Source organism: Fodinibius salicampi, from assembly GCF_039545095.1.
GTDB lineage: Bacteria > Bacteroidota > Rhodothermia > Balneolales > Balneolaceae > Fodinibius > Fodinibius salicampi.
Genome location: NZ_BAABRS010000002.1, coordinates 107,158 through 126,663, shown reverse-complemented (window position 1 = coordinate 126,663; position 19,506 = coordinate 107,158). Strand labels below are relative to the sequence as shown.

16 protein-coding genes are annotated in these 19,506 nt (G+C 45.5%); 9 read left to right on the top strand and 7 right to left on the bottom strand.

Annotation, left to right across the window (positions count from 1 at the left end):
* Positions 1–50: 50 nt before the first annotated feature.
* On the bottom strand, positions 51–1,031 hold the full coding sequence (gene trxB / locus ABEB05_RS08435) for a thioredoxin-disulfide reductase (RefSeq protein WP_265789270.1): 981 nt from the start codon (positions 1,029–1,031) through the stop codon (positions 51–53).
* 259 nt (positions 1,032–1,290) lie between these two features.
* Between trxB and ABEB05_RS08430 the strand changes: the two genes are divergently transcribed.
* From ABEB05_RS08430 to ABEB05_RS08420, 3 genes are all read left to right on the top strand, one after another.
* The gene (locus ABEB05_RS08430; protein ID WP_265789269.1) at positions 1,291–2,418 is read left to right on the top strand and encodes a Re/Si-specific NAD(P)(+) transhydrogenase subunit alpha; all 1,128 of its coding nucleotides are present in this window, start codon (positions 1,291–1,293) and stop codon (positions 2,416–2,418) included.
* 86 nt (positions 2,419–2,504) lie between these two features.
* A complete protein-coding gene (locus tag ABEB05_RS08425) occupies positions 2,505–2,798 on the top strand; it encodes an NAD(P) transhydrogenase subunit alpha part 2 (protein ID WP_265789268.1) in 294 nt (97 codons plus the stop codon).
* Positions 2,791–4,212, top strand: a complete 1,422-nt coding sequence (locus ABEB05_RS08420; protein ID WP_265789267.1) for an NAD(P)(+) transhydrogenase (Re/Si-specific) subunit beta — start codon at positions 2,791–2,793, stop codon at positions 4,210–4,212. Before ABEB05_RS08425 ends, ABEB05_RS08420 begins: the two co-directional genes overlap by 8 nt.
* A 709-nt stretch (positions 4,213–4,921) precedes the next feature.
* On the opposite strand, the gene ABEB05_RS08415 is transcribed toward ABEB05_RS08420, so the two are convergent.
* Complete coding sequence (locus ABEB05_RS08415) at positions 4,922–6,196, bottom strand: spinster family MFS transporter (protein ID WP_265789265.1); 1,275 nt, start codon at positions 6,194–6,196, stop codon at positions 4,922–4,924.
* 124 nt (positions 6,197–6,320) lie between these two features.
* On the opposite strand from ABEB05_RS08415, the gene nth reads away from it, so the two are divergent.
* The gene (gene nth / locus ABEB05_RS08410; RefSeq protein WP_265789263.1) at positions 6,321–7,025 is read left to right on the top strand and encodes an endonuclease III; all 705 of its coding nucleotides are present in this window, start codon (positions 6,321–6,323) and stop codon (positions 7,023–7,025) included.
* Positions 7,026–7,039: 14 nt separating this feature from the next.
* Complete coding sequence (gene amrB / locus ABEB05_RS08405) at positions 7,040–8,272, top strand: AmmeMemoRadiSam system protein B (protein WP_265789261.1); 1,233 nt, start codon at positions 7,040–7,042, stop codon at positions 8,270–8,272.
* Positions 8,273–8,435: 163 nt separating this feature from the next.
* Here amrB and gldC read toward each other — a convergent pair whose 3' ends face one another.
* The 3 genes from gldC to ABEB05_RS08390 form a co-directional block, all read right to left on the bottom strand.
* The gene (gldC, locus tag ABEB05_RS08400; RefSeq protein ID WP_265789260.1) at positions 8,436–8,771 is read right to left on the bottom strand and encodes a gliding motility protein GldC; all 336 of its coding nucleotides are present in this window, start codon (positions 8,769–8,771) and stop codon (positions 8,436–8,438) included.
* A gap of 203 nt (positions 8,772–8,974) precedes the next feature.
* Positions 8,975–10,288, bottom strand: coding sequence for an adenosylhomocysteinase (gene ahcY / locus ABEB05_RS08395; protein WP_265789258.1), 1,314 nt, complete (start codon positions 10,286–10,288; stop codon positions 8,975–8,977).
* Positions 10,289–10,386: 98 nt separating this feature from the next.
* Positions 10,387–10,935 carry a TlpA family protein disulfide reductase gene (locus ABEB05_RS08390; RefSeq protein ID WP_265789256.1) on the bottom strand — a complete coding sequence of 183 codons (549 nt, stop codon included), beginning with the start codon at positions 10,933–10,935 and terminating at the stop codon, positions 10,387–10,389.
* A gap of 187 nt (positions 10,936–11,122) precedes the next feature.
* Between ABEB05_RS08390 and lhgO the strand changes: the two genes are divergently transcribed.
* The 3 genes from lhgO to ABEB05_RS08375 all read left to right on the top strand — a co-directional run bounded on the left by lhgO (position 11,123) and on the right by ABEB05_RS08375 (position 15,877).
* The gene (lhgO, locus tag ABEB05_RS08385; protein WP_265789254.1) at positions 11,123–12,325 is read left to right on the top strand and encodes an L-2-hydroxyglutarate oxidase; all 1,203 of its coding nucleotides are present in this window, start codon (positions 11,123–11,125) and stop codon (positions 12,323–12,325) included.
* Between the two features lie 130 nt (positions 12,326–12,455).
* Entirely contained in the window at positions 12,456–15,341 is a 2,886-nt protein-coding gene (locus ABEB05_RS08380; protein WP_265789252.1) for an FAD-binding and (Fe-S)-binding domain-containing protein, read from the top strand.
* A gap of 107 nt (positions 15,342–15,448) precedes the next feature.
* Positions 15,449–15,877: a cupredoxin domain-containing protein gene (locus ABEB05_RS08375; RefSeq protein WP_265789250.1), complete on the top strand. Its 429-nt coding sequence runs from the start codon at positions 15,449–15,451 to the stop codon at positions 15,875–15,877.
* Positions 15,878–15,954: 77 nt separating this feature from the next.
* Here ABEB05_RS08375 and ABEB05_RS08370 read toward each other — a convergent pair whose 3' ends face one another.
* Both ABEB05_RS08370 and recN read right to left on the bottom strand, forming a co-directional pair.
* Positions 15,955–16,344, bottom strand: a complete 390-nt coding sequence (locus ABEB05_RS08370) for a rhodanese-like domain-containing protein (RefSeq protein WP_265789248.1) — start codon at positions 16,342–16,344, stop codon at positions 15,955–15,957.
* 65 nt (positions 16,345–16,409) lie between these two features.
* Positions 16,410–18,122, bottom strand: coding sequence for a DNA repair protein RecN (gene recN, locus ABEB05_RS08365; RefSeq protein WP_265789246.1), 1,713 nt, complete (start codon positions 18,120–18,122; stop codon positions 16,410–16,412).
* A 349-nt stretch (positions 18,123–18,471) separates the two neighbouring features.
* Between recN and ABEB05_RS08360 the strand changes: the two genes are divergently transcribed.
* Positions 18,472–19,485 (top strand): RluA family pseudouridine synthase, encoded by a 1,014-nt coding sequence (locus tag ABEB05_RS08360; RefSeq protein ID WP_265789244.1) that lies wholly within the window; start codon positions 18,472–18,474, stop codon positions 19,483–19,485.
* The last annotated feature ends 21 nt before the right edge of the window (positions 19,486–19,506 follow it).

Below are 19,506 nucleotides of genomic sequence, written 5' to 3'. Positions count from 1 at the left end.
TGAACAACATTTTGTGCTGTTATCTGGTAACTGATCACTGTTCACTGAAATCATTTCCAGTGTTGCTCGGCTACAGCTTCCTCGCTTACTTCTGCCTCTGCCAGGTACCGTTCGGCATCCAAGGCAGCCTTACATCCGGTTCCCGCGGCCGTCACTGCTTGTCGATATACCGCATCCATTGCATCCCCACAGGCAAAAATACCCGGCATGCCTGTTTTTGTTGACTGTCCTTCAGTCTGGATATATCCGACATCATCCATCTTCACAACCCCTTTAAACAGATCTGTATTGGGTTTATGCCCGATAGCAATAAATACGCCCGTAACATCATCGAGGATGGTAGTTTCCTGCGTTTCATTATTAATAACTTTTACGCCATTTACAGCCTCCTCACCCAATACTTCTTCAAGCTCAGTATCCCACATGAACTCTATTTTTTTATCATTAAAAGCGCGGGTCTGCATCGCTTTGGATGCGCGCAGTTCCTGGCGGCGATGAAGTACCGTTACCTTGCTGGCAAACTTGGTTAGGAATGTAGCCTCTTCCATGGCCGTATCACCGCCTCCGACGACAATCACATGTTCATCCCGAAAAAAGGCTCCGTCACAGGTAGCACAGGCTGAAACACCTTTTCCTCTCAGGCGTTGCTCACTGTCCAGTCCCAGCCATTTGGCCGAAGCACCGGTAGAAACGATGATAGCCTTAGCTTGTATTTGGACTTCTTCATCAATCGTCATGGCATAAGGTCGTTCATCAAAATCGATATTAGTTACCATTCCATAGCGGGTATCAGCCCCGAAACGCTGTGCCTGCTCCCGGAAATCCTGCATCATTTTAGGCCCCATCACGCCTTCCGGGTATCCGGGATAGTTTTCCACATCCGTGGTCTGCATGAGCTGCCCACCGGGCTCCGGCCCTTCAAATACAATTGGATTCAAATCGGCCCGTGCCGCATAAAGTGCTGCCGTTAATCCGGCCGGACCGCTTCCTACAATCACTACGTCAAATGTTTTTCCTGCAATATCTTCCATCAGTCGTCAAAGTTATCTTCTTCAAAATTCATCTAATAATACAAAAATTAGTCGTAAGAATTGAGTCGATATTTTTTATAGAGCATATAGAGTCTATTGAATTAGTAATATTTATAGATCCCGAATGCAACTCTCACCCTTTTACTGTGGAATTCAGGCCGGGAAAGATAATCCCATATGATCTTTTAAAAAGTATTTGCAAAAGTAAATCTTTTACATAAGTTATGGCCGTTAACTTTTAACTGCTTATTTATTGATTGTGACTGTTGCAATTCCCAAAGAAACAGCGGAACATGAAAATCGGGTAGCGCTTATTCCCGAAACAGTAAAGAAACTCACAGATCTGGGACTGGATGTAGTGGTGGAGAAAGAGGCGGGACTTGCCTCTAATTATCTTGATGATGCCTATATTGAATCAGGGGCAACAATTCAGGATGATCGATCCGAATTACTCAAGTCTGCTGATATTCTAATCAGCATTCAAACTCCTCCCTCTGAAGACCTGGAAACGCTTTCCGAAGGCACGATTCTTATCTGCTTTTTATGGGCACTTCAGAATGAAGAGACCGTTGAATTGCTAAAATCCAAGAGCATTACTGCCTTGGGTATGGACGCAATCCCACGCATTTCTCGCGCACAAAACATGGATGCGCTCTCTTCTATGAGCTCTATTGCCGGCTATAAATCGGCTCTTATTGGAGCCAACGAACTGGATCGCTATCTGCCCATGATGATGACCGCAGCCGGAACCATCGCCCCCGCTAAAGTTCTGGTATTGGGTGCCGGAGTAGCAGGCCTGCAGGCCATCGCTACCGCTAAGCGACTGGGTGCCGTGGTAGAAGCTTTTGATATACGTCCGGCCGTAAAGGAACAGGTCGAAAGCTTGGGTGCAACTTTTGTAGAAGTACCCGATCTGGATGACGAATCGGAAACAGAAGGCGGGTATGCCAAAGAACTGGCCGAAGATGAACAGGAAAGGCAGCGGCAGGTTATTCATGAACACGCCAAGAAATCGGATATTATTATAACAACAGCACTCATACCCGGGAAGCCGGCTCCGCTATTGGTGACCAAAGAAATGGTTAATGATATGCATGCAGGCGCTGTTATTGTGGACCTGGCGGCAGAAAATGGAGGGAACTGCGAACTGACAGAAGCGGGTGAAACCGTTATTGAGAATGAAGTTAAGGTCATTGGCCCGATCAATATAACCAGTATGTTAGCCTATCATGCCAGTCAGCTTTATTCCAAAAACATGTGGGGATTACTAAACCACCTGCTGGATGAAGAAGGGAAACCGCACTTCGATTTCGAAGATGAAATTACGCTCAATACTACCATTACGCATGAAGGGGACATCATAAGCCCTATGCTAAAAGAAAATTAAGAATTAATAATGATGAATTAGGAATGGGATAAGCGAAAGCTTTTAATGCCTAATTTTTAATTCATAATTCCTAATTAATAAACACCATGTCGGGACTCATATTTAACCTATTTATTTTTGTCTTAGCCTCCTTTATAGGCTTTGAACTTATATCCAAAGTGCCACCCACGCTACACACTCCACTAATGTCGGGAGCAAATGCCATCTCCGGCATAACCATTATCGGTGCGGTAGTCGTAGCGGGACAAGTGGACAGTCAAGTAGCCCAATTAATCGGATTTTGTGCTATCGTTTTCGCAACAATTAATGTTGTCGGGGGATTTATGGTAACCGACCGCATGCTCGAAATGTTTAAGAAAAAAGATCGTTCCAATGAGTGAGTTTTTACCTTCTGGTATTCAGGCCATACTGCCTGATATTATTCAACTTGTATATCTTGTAGCAACCGGCATTTTTATTGTCGGGATTAAAAGGCTCGGATCTCCGGACACAGCCCGTTCCGGTAATCAGCTTGCTGCCCTAGGCATGTTAATTGGTCTCGTAGTCACTCTATTTGACCAGCAAATAATCAGTTATGAATATATCATTGCCGGTATTGTAATCGGTAGTGCCATTGGTGCCTTTGCAGCCAAGAAAGTAGAAATGACCGCCATGCCGGAAATGGTCGCTATTTTTAATGGTTTTGGTGGTGGGGCCTCCGCATTAGTCGCCTGGGGTGAATTTCGTCGCACCGCCCCGGAACTTTTTGCCGGACAAGAGATTGCCACTATTGGGCTCAGTATTCTGATTGGTTCCATCACCTTTACCGGCAGCTTTGTGGCTTTTGGAAAGCTTAAAGGATTTATCAGCGGTAATCCCATTACCTTTCCGGCACAAAATATTTTCAATGCATTCATTACCATAGTGGGACTTGCGCTGGTCGGATGGCTAACTTTTGATCCTGCCAGTCAGCTCGTCTTCTGGATTATCTTCGGGATTGCCCTTGTTCTGGGTGTGCTTACCGTACTACCCATTGGCGGAGCTGATATGCCGGTCGTCATTTCGCTGCTCAACTCTTACTCAGGTCTTGCTGCCTCCATGGCCGGATTTGTCATTAATAACAACCTCCTGATTATCAGTGGTGCATTAGTAGGAGCTGCGGGACTTATCCTTACCAACATCATGTGTAAGGCCATGAATCGAACGCTGGGCAATGTACTCTTTGGTGCTTTCGGCGGTGATAACGGAGACAGTGGTAGCGGACCCGCCGCAGATACCGATAAAACTGTTCACGAAACGACTGCCCAGGATGTAGCCATTCAATGTGCTTATGCCGACAAGGTAGTTATTACACCTGGTTACGGATTGGCAGTTGCCCAGGCACAACACGTACTGAAGGAAGTGGTTGACAAGCTTGAAAAGAAAGGCGTGGAAGTGAAATATGGCATTCATCCGGTGGCGGGACGTATGCCCGGACATATGAACGTATTGCTGGCCGAGGCTGATGTACCTTACGATCAGCTTTATGATATGGAACAGATTAATCCTGAATTTAAGTCTACCGATGTCGTACTTATTATCGGGGCCAACGACGTTGTCAATCCTGCTGCAAAAACTACACAGGGTAGTCCTATTTACGGTATGCCGATCTTAAACGTAGACGAAGCGGAACGCACTATTGTCTTTAAGCGGAGTCTGAGTCCCGGTTTTGCCGGTATTGATAACGCCCTCTTTTATGAAGAGTCTAACCAGATGTTCTTTGGGGACGCCAAAGAAACCCTGCAGGACCTCTCACAGGCGCTGAGTAATTTATAAAAAGTACTATTAAAGAAAACAGGCTTCAGGAAGCAACATGCAATTTGATTAATTAGCCTTTGCTTTGGTGCTTTTCAACTGACTGAATAAACGGATGCAGTTTTTTTTGCCTGCTATGTCCACTTTGCGATATTTCCTGAAATATATCTACACCATTTAATAATCTATTTGGTCTATAGACCTGTCTTTATATTAATCCCAGGCCTATAACCGGTAATGACAATTCCATCTAATGGGTTTGTATTACATCTCCTGATTAGTAGCCTCACCCAGTTCCCAACAGTAGGAATAGCACTAACTCCTAATGATAGTGGCGCCGACTCTTGGTGTCAGTAACACTAACTGCTAATGTTAGCGCCAATGACTCCCAGTATTAGTATCACTAACTCCTGGTGTTAACGACACTGGCTCCCAGTGTTAGGGGTACTAACTCCAGGTGATAGGGCCGTTCTCATGATAAGGCACAGTTCCGACCATAGGGGTGTCGTTACGGTGCTACGGTTACTGGATCGGCAAGGCGGCCTGACCCTATGCTTGGGTACCGTTTGGGACGATATTCTACTTAGATATACTGCAATAGAGTGGAAAAACTCTCATAAATGTGCAACTGAAGCTGGTATACAAGAACTATTGCCAGACATCTAATATCAAGAATCGGAAATTCAGCATCCGAAACCTGTATCCCACATCTTATCCAGCCCCTAAATACCTACCCAACTTCAGTATCCTGATCATAGCTTTTCATTGCCCTCCAAAAACAGAGGCTCCCCAGCACGCCAGAACAAGTAAAAACCAGCATCAATGCCTTGGCAGGACCATAAGGACCAATAAAAAAGGTATCCATAAGCCAACCTGTAAGTGGAGGACCGATACCGAATCCAACTACACTAATTACAAACAAATACAATCCCCCGGCCAAGGCACGCATATTCGGCTTTACCAAATACTGTATAATGGCCGCTGCTACTCCGTTATACGACGAAGAGATTATATTGGCAAAGCCAATAAGTAGAAGAGCAGTTATTGCCGTTTCAGCAAAAAGACCAAAGTAATACAGAGGTAAACACACCAGTCCCGCTACCGCTCCCATAATGAAACGGTGCCCCCCACCCCACCGGGTTGCCAGCCTATCGGCTACCCAGCCTGATGCCATCACACTAAGGCCCGTAGCCATCATAAACCAGCCATATTGGGGGACCAAGGCCCCGGCATTATGAATATCCGTAAGTACAATTCCAATAAAACCAAGAATGGTGTAGCCGATAAAGGCCAAAAATGAAAATCCCAAAAAATGATATCGAACCGTTTTTTTCCTAAGAATATAAGTAACGACTTCCCTGAAACTACTGACCGCTTCATATCGCTCGTTGTCTTGGGTGATACCCCGTGGTAATTCCCGAATAACCAGCCAGGCGATGACCGCGATCAACAATCCGGGTACACCGACAACCCATAAGGAAGTACGCCAGTCGTAGGCCTGAGCAACAGATCCACCTGCTAAAAACGAAACTCCGATACCGATGAATATTCCCGCCGCGTAAATGGAAAAGACGGTCCCTCGCTGTTCGGGCCTAAAATAATCGGAAAGCAGCGAGTACACTGCCGGACTTAATGCCGACTCGCTGATACCCACAAAAAAACGAGCCACTATTAAAAAAGTAAGTGAACTTGCAAATCCGCTGATAACCGTCATAAGACTCCACACTACCAATCCTGATATGATCATAAGCTTCCGTGAATAAATATCAGCCAAACGACCCATCGGGATACCACAGATGGCATAAATAAACGAAAAGGCCGTACCGTACAATAATCCCACCTGGAAATTACTGAGCACAAGCTCGTCCTGTATTTGTGGAGCAAGAACTGCTATAATCTGCCGGTCAACAAAACTGGAAATATAAATGAGCGTTAATACCCCTAATACCACCCAGGCGTAAGGGGATGAGACAATCTTTTTAGCCTGATCTTTTGGTAGAGACATTATGATAGTTTTCGTTTATTTTAATCAGGCTTAAGGTAGGGGAATTTTTCTGCCTAAATCTACCTTTATTTACTGTCTATTTGTTTACATTATTTAGTTTTTAACGTTTTATCTAACAGCGGCAATGGCCAAAACCAAACAATACGAAGACCTGCAAAAACTACCGGAAAAAACAGAAGAGCAAAAAGCGCACGCTCAAAAAATCCTGAATGCCCTTTATGAACACTATCCCAATCCCCATTGCGCACTCGATTATCGTAATCCGTTTGAATTACTCTGTGCTACCATCTTGAGTGCACAGTGCACGGATGTCCGGGTCAATAAGGTAACCCCGGAGCTTTTTAAAACTTATCCCACCCCGGAAGCGATGGCTGAAGCCCCTATCCAGGAGTTGGAAGAACTGGTGCGCTCTACCGGTTTTTATCGCAATAAGGCAAAAGCATTGAAACAGTCTTCTCAGGCTATCGTCGAAAAACACAATGGCGAAGTACCACAGGATATGGATGCATTACTGGATCTGTACGGTGTAGCCCGAAAAACAGCTAACGTAGTGCTCGGCAACGCCTTTAACATCAATAACGGCGTGGTAGTGGATACCCATGTAAGACGATTTGCCAATCGCTACGGACTTACCGAACACGAAAAAAATACCGACAAGATAGAACGCGATCTTATGGCCCTATTTCCCCGCGAACACTGGACAAACCTATCCCATTTGATTATTCATCATGGACGTAATGCCTGTAAAGCACGCATTTCTACTCCTCCTGACCACCCGCTATGCGAGAAATATGGAATACGTTGTGAATGCCAGGAAATGAGAACATAAACAAAGCATCAGGAATGAAAACGAACGATCTTTTTGACTCCTTAACGGATCCGATTCCACAACTACGTCGTGATATCCAGGTTATTCCCGTACAAAATAACGGGAGCTCATACCTCTATTTCCATGACAGCCGGGGATACGTTCCTTCCGACTTTGCCCTGCATCGGGAAACAGAAACACTACTATCACTGATAGACGGCCGGAAAAGCATCAATGACCTGAAGCCCTACTTCGGAGATGAAGTCTCGGTTCAACAGCTCAAGGAATTCGTCCAATTCCTGGACAAAAACCGCCTGTTATCCTCCGGTTATTACCAGTCATATGCCCGAAAGGTTGAAAGCCAATATGAACAATCCACCATACATACCTCCAATACAGCCGGCAATTCTTATCCCGCTGATCCTAATGAGTTAAAGGGCTTTCTGGGCAACTCCTTCGACAAGCACGACTCTGAAGAAACAAATACATCGGCGAAAGCGCTCTATGCCCCCCATATTGATCCCCGCATAGCACTGGATAGTTATATTAAGGCTTTTGCTCCTATTCGGAACCTAAAACCGAAACGAGTGGTTATGATAGCCACCTCGCACTATGCCGGCTTATATCCGGATACCTACCAGGAGCGCCCTTTTATCCTGGTCAACAAGGATTTTGAACTGCCCTTAGGTACGATCCGCCGTGACCAGGAATCTATCCAACAACTATTGGATAGTGATTGCGGTATTACAACCCATGACCGGGCTCATCGCACCGAGCACAGTATTGAACTACACTTGCTTTTCCTAAGCTATTTATGGGATCATGACTTTCAAATTATTCCCTTTTTAGTACGAAACCTAGATGAGTTGTATTACATGGAAGACGGGCATTTGGGTGAGCAACTAAAGGATTTTTCCCAGTTGATGGACAATAACTTTTCCGGAGATCCGGATACCTTTTTCCTGATCAGCGGCGACCTGGCTCACTTCGGAAAGAAGTTCGGTGATTCCACTGCCGCATCTGACCTTTTCAACGAGGTTGAACACTTTGATCGACAATTTTTAGAGTATGGCTCACAAAACAGAAGGGACTTGCTTCTCAAGTTAATGAAGGAGGAGACCGATCCTTACCGGATTTGCGGATTCCCTCCCCTCTACACATTTCTGAATATTATGCCCGGCTTAAAAGGAAAAATTTTAGACTACGATTTATGGGATGAACGAGAACGTAAAAGTGCGGTGACTTTTGGCTCTATTTTGTACAGTTAACAGGTCGAGGTTTAAATGTTTAAGGTTGGAAAGTTAAAGGTTAAACCCCAACTTTTAACCTTCCTAACTAGCTTAACACTTGAAACTTTCCACTCCTTCTTGTTTCCACAACCTGATTCCTACCTACTGTACCGAACAACTGACACTGTTCGCTGCAGAATGGTCACTCCACAATTTCCATCTTGTCGGCAAAGTACGAAGTAAAATCCCGCATATCTTCCGCCATACCCTCTTCTTCGGTCGAGTTCTCCAGCGTATCCGCCATAGTTACCAGCGTCTGATGAAAAAAGATCTTCATCTCATCTTTCGTCATTTCCTTGGTCCACAGATCCAATCGCAATGTGTCTTTCTGTTCAGGATCCCACATCGATAAGAGCATAGCTTTACAGTTAGCAATCCCTTCTCCCTCTTTATCCGTAGCATTCCAGTCAATTTTTTCGGGAATATTATTGTCGTCGAGTTCTACCGTAATACTTATTTCTTTTTTATTAGCAGACATATTTCCTAAATATTAAATTATTGAAAATTCATTTTTGGCAATGCAGATCCTTGCGGCCGACCTTCTTTTGATCCCCCAACAAGCAAGAGAAAATCCAGATAACTAACAAAGTATCCCATCCTGATTTCAGGAAGGATCACATAAAAAATGGCCTCATCCATCGCGAAATGAATGAGGCCAAAATTACAAACTACTACCGAAAATTAATAACGATAATGGTCAGGCTTGTACGGCCCCTCTTTGGGGACATCAATATATTCGGCCTGATCCTCGGTAAGTTCTTCCAGCTCAACACCGATCTTCTTCAGGTGCAGACGTGCTACTTTCTCATCCAGATCTTTAGGTAATACACTTACCTCCAAATCAAAATCTTCCGGACGATTCCAGAGTGCAATCTGGGCCAAGGTTTGATTGGTAAAGCTGTTTGACATCACAAAAGAGGGATGTCCCGTTGCATTACCCAGGTTCATTAGACGACCTTCGGAAAGGAGGATAATCTCTTTTCCATTGTCATCAAGCTTAAACAGGTCAACCTGTGGCTTAATATTATCGCGCTCGGAATTCTCCTTGAGCCACGCAACATCAATCTCATTATCAAAATGACCGATATTTCCGACGATGGTCTTGTCCTTCATGTTCTTGAAATGGCGCTCCGTAATAATATCCTTATTACCGGTAGCCGTAACCACGATATCGGCTTCCTTAACCGCATCGTCCATCTTCATCACTTCATATCCTTCCATTGCGGCCTGCAATGCACAAATAGGATCGATTTCCGTAACAATGACGCGCGCTCCTGCTCCTCTCAGGGAAGCGGCAGAACCTTTTCCAACATCACCGAAACCAGCTACTACTGCTACTTTACCGGCCAGCATAATATCAGTGGCCCGTTTAACCGCATCTACACACGACTCACGGCAACCATATTTATTATCAAACTTGGATTTAGTAACCGAGTCGTTCACATTAATTGCGGGTGCACCCAGGGTACCATTTTTCGCCATCTTGTAGAGGCGATTCACCCCGGTTGTTGTTTCCTCAGAAATTCCGTTGATACCGTCAAGCAACTCCGGATATTCTTCGTGAACCAGCTTGGTAAGATCTCCGCCGTCATCCAAAATCATATTCAGCGGCTCCCCATCTTCAAAAAACAATGTCTGTTCGATGGCCCACCAAAACTCTTCTTCGTTCATTCCTTTCCATGCATAAACCGGAATACCCTCATCTGCAATAGCAGCTGCAGCGTGATCCTGCGTTGAAAAAATGTTGCAGGAAGACCACTGTACTTCGGCTCCCAACTCTATCAGAGTTTCAATTAACACGGCTGTTTGTATAGTCATGTGCAAGCAACCTGCAATTCGTGCTCCTTCCAGGGGCTGCTCATCAGCATACTCTTCACGCAGCGCTATCAGTCCCGGCATCTCTGCTTCAGCCAGACGTATTTCCTTTCGGCCATATTCAGCCAATCCAATATCTTTTACCTTGTAGGGTAGTTTTTCTTTTACCTTCTGTGCCATAAATAAATTCCTTTTTTCAATTTTATGTAAGCTCTTTAAAATACAACATTTCCTACCGCTACTCAACAAACGGCTGCATAAATAGATTCCTTTGCGATTTACGAATCTTTATGCTCTTCGATAATCTCTTTCAATATTCTATAATCCTCATCAGGACCGGCACTTCCCATGGACTTCTTGATGAAATTGCCGTCCGCATCCACATATACTTTAAAAGGAATGCCCTGAACCCCCAATTTTCGATGCAGCTTATTGGTATCCATCGCATATTGAAAGGTATAATCATTTTCTTCGGCAAATGCCTGAGCATCTTTTTTTGTATCTGTGAAACCGGGTGTTACAGCCAATACCACAAAATCATCCGGATATTCTTCTACCAGCTTTTGCATCGTAGGAAAACTGGCCAGACATGGCTTGCACCACGTTTCCCAGAAATCAATCATTACCACTTTCCCTTCGAATTGATCAACACTTAACGTATCTCCCTCCAGTGAAACAAAAGTTGCCTGTTCCACATACCCAGCATCGGTTGTTGGTTCGGGAACCTGTTCTTTTTGCTCAGTCTGCTCAGATCCTGAGCCTCCGCAGCCTACAGCAAAAGCAAGGAGGAGAGCACAAATTATTCCGTTTATTGAATTCCTAATCATGAAAAAACTTATTTTAAAATTGTTAGCGGTGATTTATACACCAAAGCCCTGTTTAAATCTAATGGCTTAAAATAATCAATTTACAGCAAAAGCCATGACGTTATGATCCTTTACTTTTTTATTTACCACCGGCGCTCGTTTTTGTATCTTAGCGGCTCATTATTAGGGATAAAAAAATAACTACTCTATGACACAGCACGATTTTATTATTGTGGGCGCCGGCATTGTAGGGCTCTCAACGGCGTATAAGCTTTTACTGGCCTATCCGGATGTCAGTATCCTCGTACTTGAAAAAGAAGACAAGGTGGCTGCGCATCAGACGGGTAATAATTCCGGAGTTATTCACTCGGGCATCTACTATAAACCCAACAGCTATCGCGCCAAAAACTGTGTGGAAGGGCGCCATCAACTCGTTGACTTTTGCCAGGAATATGATGTAGATCATGAAATATGCGGCAAAGTGATCGTAGCTACAGAGGAAGAAGATATTCCACGGCTCAAAAATATTTTTGCCACCGGACAGATTAATGGGATTGAAGGCATTTCATTAATTGATCCCCCGGAAATATCAGAAATTGAACCCTACGTCAGCGGTGTTAAAGCTATTCACGTACCCTGTTCGGGTATCGTAGATTATGTGGGGGTTTGCCAAACACTTCGTTCGCTGATTGAAGACCATGGACATACCGTTTTATGCGGACAGGAGGTTCAAAAAGTAAAGACTCAGGAAACTAATATTGACGTTTATACCCAAAAGGAAGCCTTCCATAGCAAATACCTGATTAACTGCGCCGGCCTGTACAGCGACCATGTGGCAGAGTCGGCAGGGGTTGTACCGGATCTGCAAATTGTACCTTTTCGGGGAGAATACTTCGAACTAAAACCAGAAGTTGAACACTTCGTAAACGGACTTATTTATCCCATGCCTAATCCGGCCTTCCCATTTCTGGGCGTACACTTCACCAAGATGGTGCGGGGCGCGATTGAGTGCGGTCCCAATGCGGTTTTTGCTTTCAAACGCGAGGGATACGATAAACTTTCGTTTGATCTTGAAGAAACTATCGAAACACTCAATTTTCCAGGATTCTACAATCTGGCGCGAAAATATTGGAAAATGGGGCTCGAAGAATGGTATCGATCTTTTTCCAAGAAAGCGTTTGTAGAAAATTTGCAGGATTTGATTCCTGCGATACGTCTCCAGCATCTAAAAAAATCTCCTTCAGGTGTACGTGCCATGGCTCTAAAACCCAATGGCGAAATCCTGAATGACTTCCAGTTTGAAGTAACCGCCAACGAGATACATGTACTCAATGCGCCAAGTCCGGCGGCTACGGCGGGACTGGCCATCGGTGATGAAATCGTCAAACGTGCAGAGAAGGCCTTTATGTAGCCCTTATCGGATAAATACTGTTTTCTAATATTCCAGAATAATTATTAGAAACGCAGTCGTTGTCTGATTATACTCAACTTCCTGCTTTCCATCTTGCAAAGGCAGCTAAATATTAGTATATCTTTCCTTTATGGATACCGAATCAAAGTCTTCGCGAGTTAACATTCATACCGATTTTCAAACCCGTCGGCTCTATGCAAATGATGCCTCCAGCTACGAGGAGCTGCCCGAAGGGGTGGCTTTTCCAATATCCCCCGAGGAGATTATTTCACTGGTACATTACGCCAACAAGCATAACCAATCTATAACGGCCCGGGGGGCTGGTACCAGTCTGGCGGGACAGACCACCGGGGGGGGTATCATTATGGATGTCGGGCGCAATATGAATAAAATCTTGGATATTGACCCGCAAAAAAAAACTGCGGATGTTCAACCCGGCGTCATTCGTGATACCCTCAACAGAGAAGCGGGAAAACACGATTTACTCTTTGGTCCCGATACCGCAACCACCAACCGCTGCATGATCGGCGGGATGATCGGCAATAATTCCTGCGGAATTTTTTCTATTAAACATCAAACAACCCGGGAACACCTGCTGGAGCTGGAGACTGTTTTAAGCGACGGCTCCCAAGTCCGATTCAAAGCTCTTACTGAAGAAGAACTATCCGCCAAGATGAAGCTAGACTCCCTCGAAGGGAAGATCTATCGAGAGATGGTGGAGCTTATTCGCAATCACCGGGAAGCCATCCTGGATAACTATCCCCATCCCGAAATTATCCGCCGCAATACCGGCTACGCGCTGGACAGGCTCTGTGAGATGCAGCCTTTTAATCCCGATGGGAGAAAGTTCAACCTGGCAGAGTTACTCTGCGGCAGTGAGGGCACGCTGGCCATGACAACCCGGGCAAAATTGAATCTATTGCCTAAAGACTCCGAGCGGGTAATGGTGGTACCCCATTTTCCCTCTATCCGGAAGGCTATGGAAGCTACCGTTGAAGCCGTCAAAATGGAACCAGCTGCGGTAGAACTGGTGGATGATATTATTTTAGATGCCACCAAAGGGAATATTGAGCAGCGAAACAACCGCTTTTTTCTGGAGGGAAATCCGAAAGGTATTCTCATCATTCAGTTTGAAGGCAATAACAGAAAAATACTGGAGCAAAAAGCACGGAATCTGGCCGATCGTCTGGACAAAAGTGGTCACAGCGATACCGCTCCCATTATTACAGAGAATGATAAAATTGAGCGAGTTTGGAATCTCCGTAAAGCGGGTCTGGGCCTGCTTATGGGACTTGGTTCCAAAGGACGCACGCCCACTTTTAGTGAGGATACGGCCGTTCGCGTTGCCGACCTGCCCGATTATATAGATGATTTCCAGAGAATACTGGATAAACATAACAGCGACTGCGTCTTCTATGCCCATGCCTCCGTAGGTGAGCTGCACCTGCGCCCCGTCATCAACCTACAGGAACCGGAAGAGATTGAAAAAATGAAAACCATGGCCGAAGAAATAGCCGACCTGGTGCGGAGGTATCGCGGCTCCCTTTCCGGTGAGCACGGAGACGGACGTGCCCGTGCTCCGTATATCGAAAAGGTACTCGGATCAGACATGATGCCTCTCCTAAAAAAGGTGAAGCAGATCTGGGATCCCAATAACATCTTTAATCCCGGAAAAATTGTCGATCCCAAACCTATGGAAGCAGACCTGCGGTACTCCCCCTCCTATCATCGCCCACAGGTAGATACCCATTTTAACTGGCGCAAGGAAGAGAGTTTTGCCGACGCCGTGGAGCTGTGTAACGGGGCTGGTGTCTGCCGCAAGCTCTCGGAAAGCGGCGGAACGATGTGCCCTTCGTATATGGCTACCCGGGAAGAAAAAGATTCTACCCGCGGACGTGCGAACCTTTTCCGCCAGCTTTTTTCAGGGAGGGACAAAGAAGCCTTTCAGTCGGAAGAGCTGAACGATGCCCTTGACCTGTGCCTCAGCTGCAAAGCCTGCAAGAGCGAATGTCCCGCTAATGTAGATATGGCTCGCATGAAAGCCGAGTTTAAGCAGGGATGGCACGAAGAGCACCGCATTACCCTTGGGGAGCGCTTCTTTGCCCAGGCCGGCAAGCTATATCCCATTGCCAGTCGGTTTCCCAGACTATCCAACTGGATGATGAAACAGCCTGCCGTGAAAGAACTACTGCAACAGCTGCTGGGTATTGACAAGCGGAGAGACCTGCCCGCCTTTGCCGAATCTACGTTTATGGAATGGTTTGCGAACCGACCACAGAACGATATCCCCGAAACGGATCCACACAATGAGGTGGTTCTTTTAATCGATATTTTCACCAATTACCATGAGCCCGGAATCGGCAAGGCTGCGATTCGGTTTTTAGAGTCGCAGGAGTATACCGTAATCGTCCCTGACATTCATGAAATAGGGCGGCCCCAAATATCCAAAGGGATGCTCGGTCATGCCAAAACCGTACTGGATGATACCCTCGCGACACTCTCGGCTTTTGCCTCCCAGGAAATTCCCATCGTCGGTCTTGAACCTTCGGAAACCCTGACCATTCGCGATGAATACCTCGATCTCTGTGACGACGACCAGCTACAAACAGCACAACAGGTAGCGGATCATACCTACACCTTTGAAGAATTTTCCGCCAACCTAGTACAAGAATCCCCCAAAAGCGACCCCAGGCAAAAGGTCTATGTCCAAACACACTGCCATGCCCAGTCACTCATAGGAAGCTCCTCCATAAAAGGAGCATTACAACAAGCAGGCTATCAAGTACAAATCATGGATGCTGGCTGTTGTGGCATGGCGGGCAGCTTCGGCTATGAAAGAAACCACTATGATGTTTCAATGGATGTTGGGGAGCTGCGGCTCTTTCCCGCCCTTCGTTCGCTACCCGAAGATGCTTTAATCTGCGCGCCTGGGTTCTCCTGCCGGCATCAAATAAAAGACGGTACCAATCGCAAAGCCTTTCACCCGGCACAAATACTTACCAATATATTCGACTAAAGATTCACTCCTGCCAACTGCTTTATTTTTTAGGGAAGCAACCCCAAGTCTCAATTCCTTGTATAGGCAAATAGAAGCGATATCTATTACTTTTAAATCTATTTGTTATGGAAAACTTAAATCGAAGACATTACTTGGTAATTTCCGTCTCACTTGTTCTAACACTGATCATTGCAGGATGTAGTTCCACGAATTCAGACCCAGATCCTGACCCTAATCCTGATCCGAATCCCACCGTAAATTTTAACAGCGGTACCGTAAGTCCAGATGAATCATACAGCTACACCTTTGAAAATGAAGGAAATGTGGAATATTACTGTCAATTTCATACTCCCGACATGCAGGGTGAAATTACGATTAGCAGCAGTGTCGAAGCAGTAGAAAGAGACACGGTTTATATGGAAGGCATGCAATTTAATCCGGCTCAACTCTCCGTTGCTCCTGGTACCGAAGTAGTTTGGCTTAACATTTCTGACCTTGATCACACCGCAACAAGCGGCAATCCTGATTCCAATGATGACAATATAGGCTATTAGAGCTCAGCAGGATCGATAGAAAGCAACTATATTTTCTCCCGTTCAATACGACTATACCTTATAACAGTAAACCCATATCAGGTATCGGCCTTTTCGATGGGGTAGCCCGCCTGCGTCCACGACCGAAAACCACCCTTCAGTGACTTTACATTCGTATAGCCCATTTTCTGCAGGTTATCAGCCGCCAGCGCGGAACGATAACCGCCTCCACAATACAGTACGATCTCACTGTCAGTATTTGGATACTCCTCCTCGACATCCCGTTCCAGGATACCTTTACCAAGGTATTCAGCCCCGGAAATGTGGGATTTATCCCATTCATCCTGCTCGCGCACATCCAGCAGCACAAAATCTTCTTTATTATCGTCATCTAGCTTGTCCTTTACTTCATCCGGACTAATCTCGTCAATACGTGTTTTGGCGTCGTTAACCAAAGTGATGAATCGTTCGGAATGACCTTTACTCATGGTATTTTGTTTAAGACTACTTTAAGATTTAGCGGCATTCAACATTATGAATCCTGCCGTTCTACTTAGTTCTTAAAGGTACTTTTCTCAATAAGTTCCTGCGCACTTTCGATTGCGGCATCCGTAATTTCTTCCCCGCTCATCAGGGTAGCTACCTCATGGATATGCTCGTCGTTATCCAGCGGTTTAATTCGGGAGACTGTGCGATCTTTCTCTTCCACTTTTTCCACCCGGTAATGCTTGTGGGCCTGGCTGGCGATCTGCGGCTGATGCGTAATGGCGATGATCTGACAACGCTTAGACAAGCGCCGCATCGTACGTCCTACTTTCTCAGAAATTTCACCGCTGATACCAGTGTCAATTTCATCAAAAATCATCACCGGCAGACTTTGCTCCCGGGCAATAATTGATTTTAAGGCCAGCATCACGCGGCTGATCTCTCCTCCGGATGCAATCTTAGCCAGCGGCTTGGGCTCTTCCCCCTTATTGGTTGAAATGAAAAGCCGAACCTCGTCTGCTCCATGCTCCGTACACTCAACGGGCTGACCTTCAACGGTAATCCATCCCTGCTCCTCCGAAGAAAACATCCAGTCAATACGGACCTCAAAATTCGCGTGTGGTATGCCCAGATCATACAATTCTTCTTCTACCTGCTGACTTACGTTGCGCCCAACCTGCTCACGAATATCATGCAGCTTTTGGGCTGCCTCAGCAAGAACTTGGGACTGAGTATCAATTGCCTCCTCCATTTTTTCAATCTCGAGATCAAAATTATCCGCCAAATTCAGCTCCTGGCGTATTTCATGCAGGTACTCAATCAATTCTGGGATACTTCTGTGGTACTTCTTCCGCAACCGGTTCAACTCATTCTGACGATTCCGGAGCTGCTCCAGCCGATTGGGATTAAATTCTATTTTGCTGCGATAGCGCTCCGCAAACTGAACGGCTTCCTGAATGGTAATACGGGCTGAGGTTATTTCATCCAGGTAACTCTCGAAATCAGATTCTATACGCGCAAGATCCTCAAGATGCAGCTTCATCCGGTTTAGCAGGTCAACCGCATTCAGTTCATCACCCTCACCGATCTCCACAATTGCAGCCGCCTTTTGCTCCAGCTCTTCGGCATTATCCAACAATTTCATTTCTGCTTCCAGCTCTTCCTCTTCATGGGGATCGAGCTCAGCCTCTTCCAGCTCCTGTACCTGGAATTTATAGAGTTCCACCTTTTCATGGAGATCACGTTCCCGCTTCCGAAGTTCCCGAAGCTCTTTTTGCAATCTTTTCATCTCGTGGTATTCCCGGCGGTACTCCTTTAACGGCGAAATGACCTTTTCAAAACCATCAATAACACTGCGATGGTTCTCTTCTTTTAACAACAGCTGATGATCGTGTTGCCCATGCAGATCTACCAGAAAGTCGCCGACTTCTCTCAATACAGAAATGGTAACCGGCGTATCATTAATAAAGCCGCGGCTTCCGGAGGAACGGATCTCGCGCCGGAGAATAAGCTCGGATCGGATTTCTACGGCATTCTCCTCGAATATCTGCTCAAATTCCGAATAATCATCTACTTCCAGAATGGCTTCGGCTATTGCTTTATCAGCTCCCTGCCGAATCACCTCGGTATCGGCCCGTTCTCCCAAAATCATATTCAGCGCCCCGATAATGATAGACTTTCCGGCGCCGGTCTGACCCGTAAGTATATTCAGCCCTTCCTGAAAGGAAACTTCCAGTTCATCAATCAGCGCAAAATCTTTTATATAAAGCGTCTTTATCATAATGATCACTAATTTAGTAATGCCACAAGGTACAAAGCAACCTGCAAAATATCTGTACTCAATGATTTCTTATTTCTAAAACTTATGTCGGTCTAAATGACTTTAGATTTCGAACTGAAATCCCTTACTTCCCATTTCAAAAGTGGAGGTTTAGTTTTTAGGTATATATTTTGTTATCCTCATCCACCCACAAAAAAAGAAGGCCCCTGCTATAGCAGGAGCCTAAACTTTGGCCTCGGTATTAATCCCTCTTAATAAATAGTCATTAAGTAAGTACGTTTCAGAGGCTAATCCTTACAGAATAATTTGTATTTTCTTCTTTATTAGAAATTTTTAATCTAATTTTACCATGAGTGATCGTCCCATTAAAGAATTTAAAGAATATCATTTGACCGTACCCTCGGAAGATGCAGATGGAATGAGACTGGACAAATACATCGCCACATGCTTAGAAAAAATCTCCCGCACTAAAATTCAAAAAGCGATTGATAAAGATTATGTGACGGTCAACGGTAAAAGCGAGAAATCGTCGTATAATATTGAAGCCGGTGATGAAATAGATATTCGTATCCCCATCCCAGAGCCGCCTGAAGCCAAGCCGCAAAAACTGGATTTGGACATTGTCTTTGAGGATAACGATCTGCTTATCGTCAATAAAGAAGCGGGCATGGTCGTCCACCCGGCCTATGGAAACTGGGACGGTACGCTCGTAAACGGATTAATGTGGCATACAAATGAAGAGCTTTCCAATACGGATAAGGATACCGTACGTCCCGGCATCGTTCATCGACTGGATAAAGATACCAGCGGCATTTTGGTGGTAGCCAAAAACGACGAAACCCACCGGATACTCAGTAAGTACTTCCGGACCAAAGATATAGAGCGGAATTACTGGGCTATTATTTGGGGTACTCCGGATAAGGAAAAGGGTACCATTACTGGCAATATCGGGCGCAACCCGAATGATCGTAAAAACATGACAGTGCTTCCCGGTGACAAAGGCAAAGAGGCCGTAACCCACTACGAGGTGCTGGAATATTTCGATCATCTGACCTTGGTTAAAGTCCGCCTTGAAACGGGCCGTACGCATCAGATACGCGTCCACTTTGCCAATGAGCATCACTGGGTATTTGGGGATCAGCAGTATGGAGGAGACGCCGTGCGGTATGGTCCCAATACCGGCAGTCGTAAGCAGATGTTTCAGAACCTAATGGGGACGCTACAACGACAATGCCTGCATGCCAAAACACTAGGGTTCGAACACCCGTCTACCGGAGAAATGGTGGAGTTTGATTCTCCGCTGCCGGATGATTTCGCCCATGTCCTTCAAATGCTGCAGCAAAATTGCAAGCCTACACTTTAGTTAGCAGAAAAATATATTGCG

Excerpts from the sequence above, each read along its gene's own strand:
- trxB (WP_265789270.1), bottom strand. The coding sequence starts at position 1,031 with ATGGAAGATATTGCAGGAAAAACATTTGACGTAGTGATTGTAGGAAGC.
- ABEB05_RS08425 (WP_265789268.1), top strand. The coding sequence starts at position 2,505 with ATGTCGGGACTCATATTTAACCTATTTATTTTTGTCTTAGCCTCCTTT.
- ABEB05_RS08420 (WP_265789267.1), top strand. The coding sequence starts at position 2,791 with ATGAGTGAGTTTTTACCTTCTGGTATTCAGGCCATACTGCCTGATATT.
- ABEB05_RS08415 (WP_265789265.1), bottom strand. The coding sequence starts at position 6,196 with ATGTCTCTACCAAAAGATCAGGCTAAAAAGATTGTCTCATCCCCTTAC.
- nth (WP_265789263.1), top strand. The coding sequence starts at position 6,321 with ATGGCCAAAACCAAACAATACGAAGACCTGCAAAAACTACCGGAAAAA.
- amrB (WP_265789261.1), top strand. The coding sequence starts at position 7,040 with ATGAAAACGAACGATCTTTTTGACTCCTTAACGGATCCGATTCCACAA.
- gldC (WP_265789260.1), bottom strand. The coding sequence starts at position 8,771 with ATGTCTGCTAATAAAAAAGAAATAAGTATTACGGTAGAACTCGACGAC.
- ahcY (WP_265789258.1), bottom strand. The coding sequence starts at position 10,288 with ATGGCACAGAAGGTAAAAGAAAAACTACCCTACAAGGTAAAAGATATT.
- ABEB05_RS08390 (WP_265789256.1), bottom strand. The coding sequence starts at position 10,935 with ATGATTAGGAATTCAATAAACGGAATAATTTGTGCTCTCCTCCTTGCT.
- lhgO (WP_265789254.1), top strand. The coding sequence starts at position 11,123 with ATGACACAGCACGATTTTATTATTGTGGGCGCCGGCATTGTAGGGCTC.
- ABEB05_RS08380 (WP_265789252.1), top strand. The coding sequence starts at position 12,456 with ATGGATACCGAATCAAAGTCTTCGCGAGTTAACATTCATACCGATTTT.
- ABEB05_RS08375 (WP_265789250.1), top strand. The coding sequence starts at position 15,449 with ATGGAAAACTTAAATCGAAGACATTACTTGGTAATTTCCGTCTCACTT.
- ABEB05_RS08370 (WP_265789248.1), bottom strand. The coding sequence starts at position 16,344 with ATGAGTAAAGGTCATTCCGAACGATTCATCACTTTGGTTAACGACGCC.
- recN (WP_265789246.1), bottom strand. The coding sequence starts at position 18,122 with ATGATAAAGACGCTTTATATAAAAGATTTTGCGCTGATTGATGAACTG.
- ABEB05_RS08360 (WP_265789244.1), top strand. The coding sequence starts at position 18,472 with ATGAGTGATCGTCCCATTAAAGAATTTAAAGAATATCATTTGACCGTA.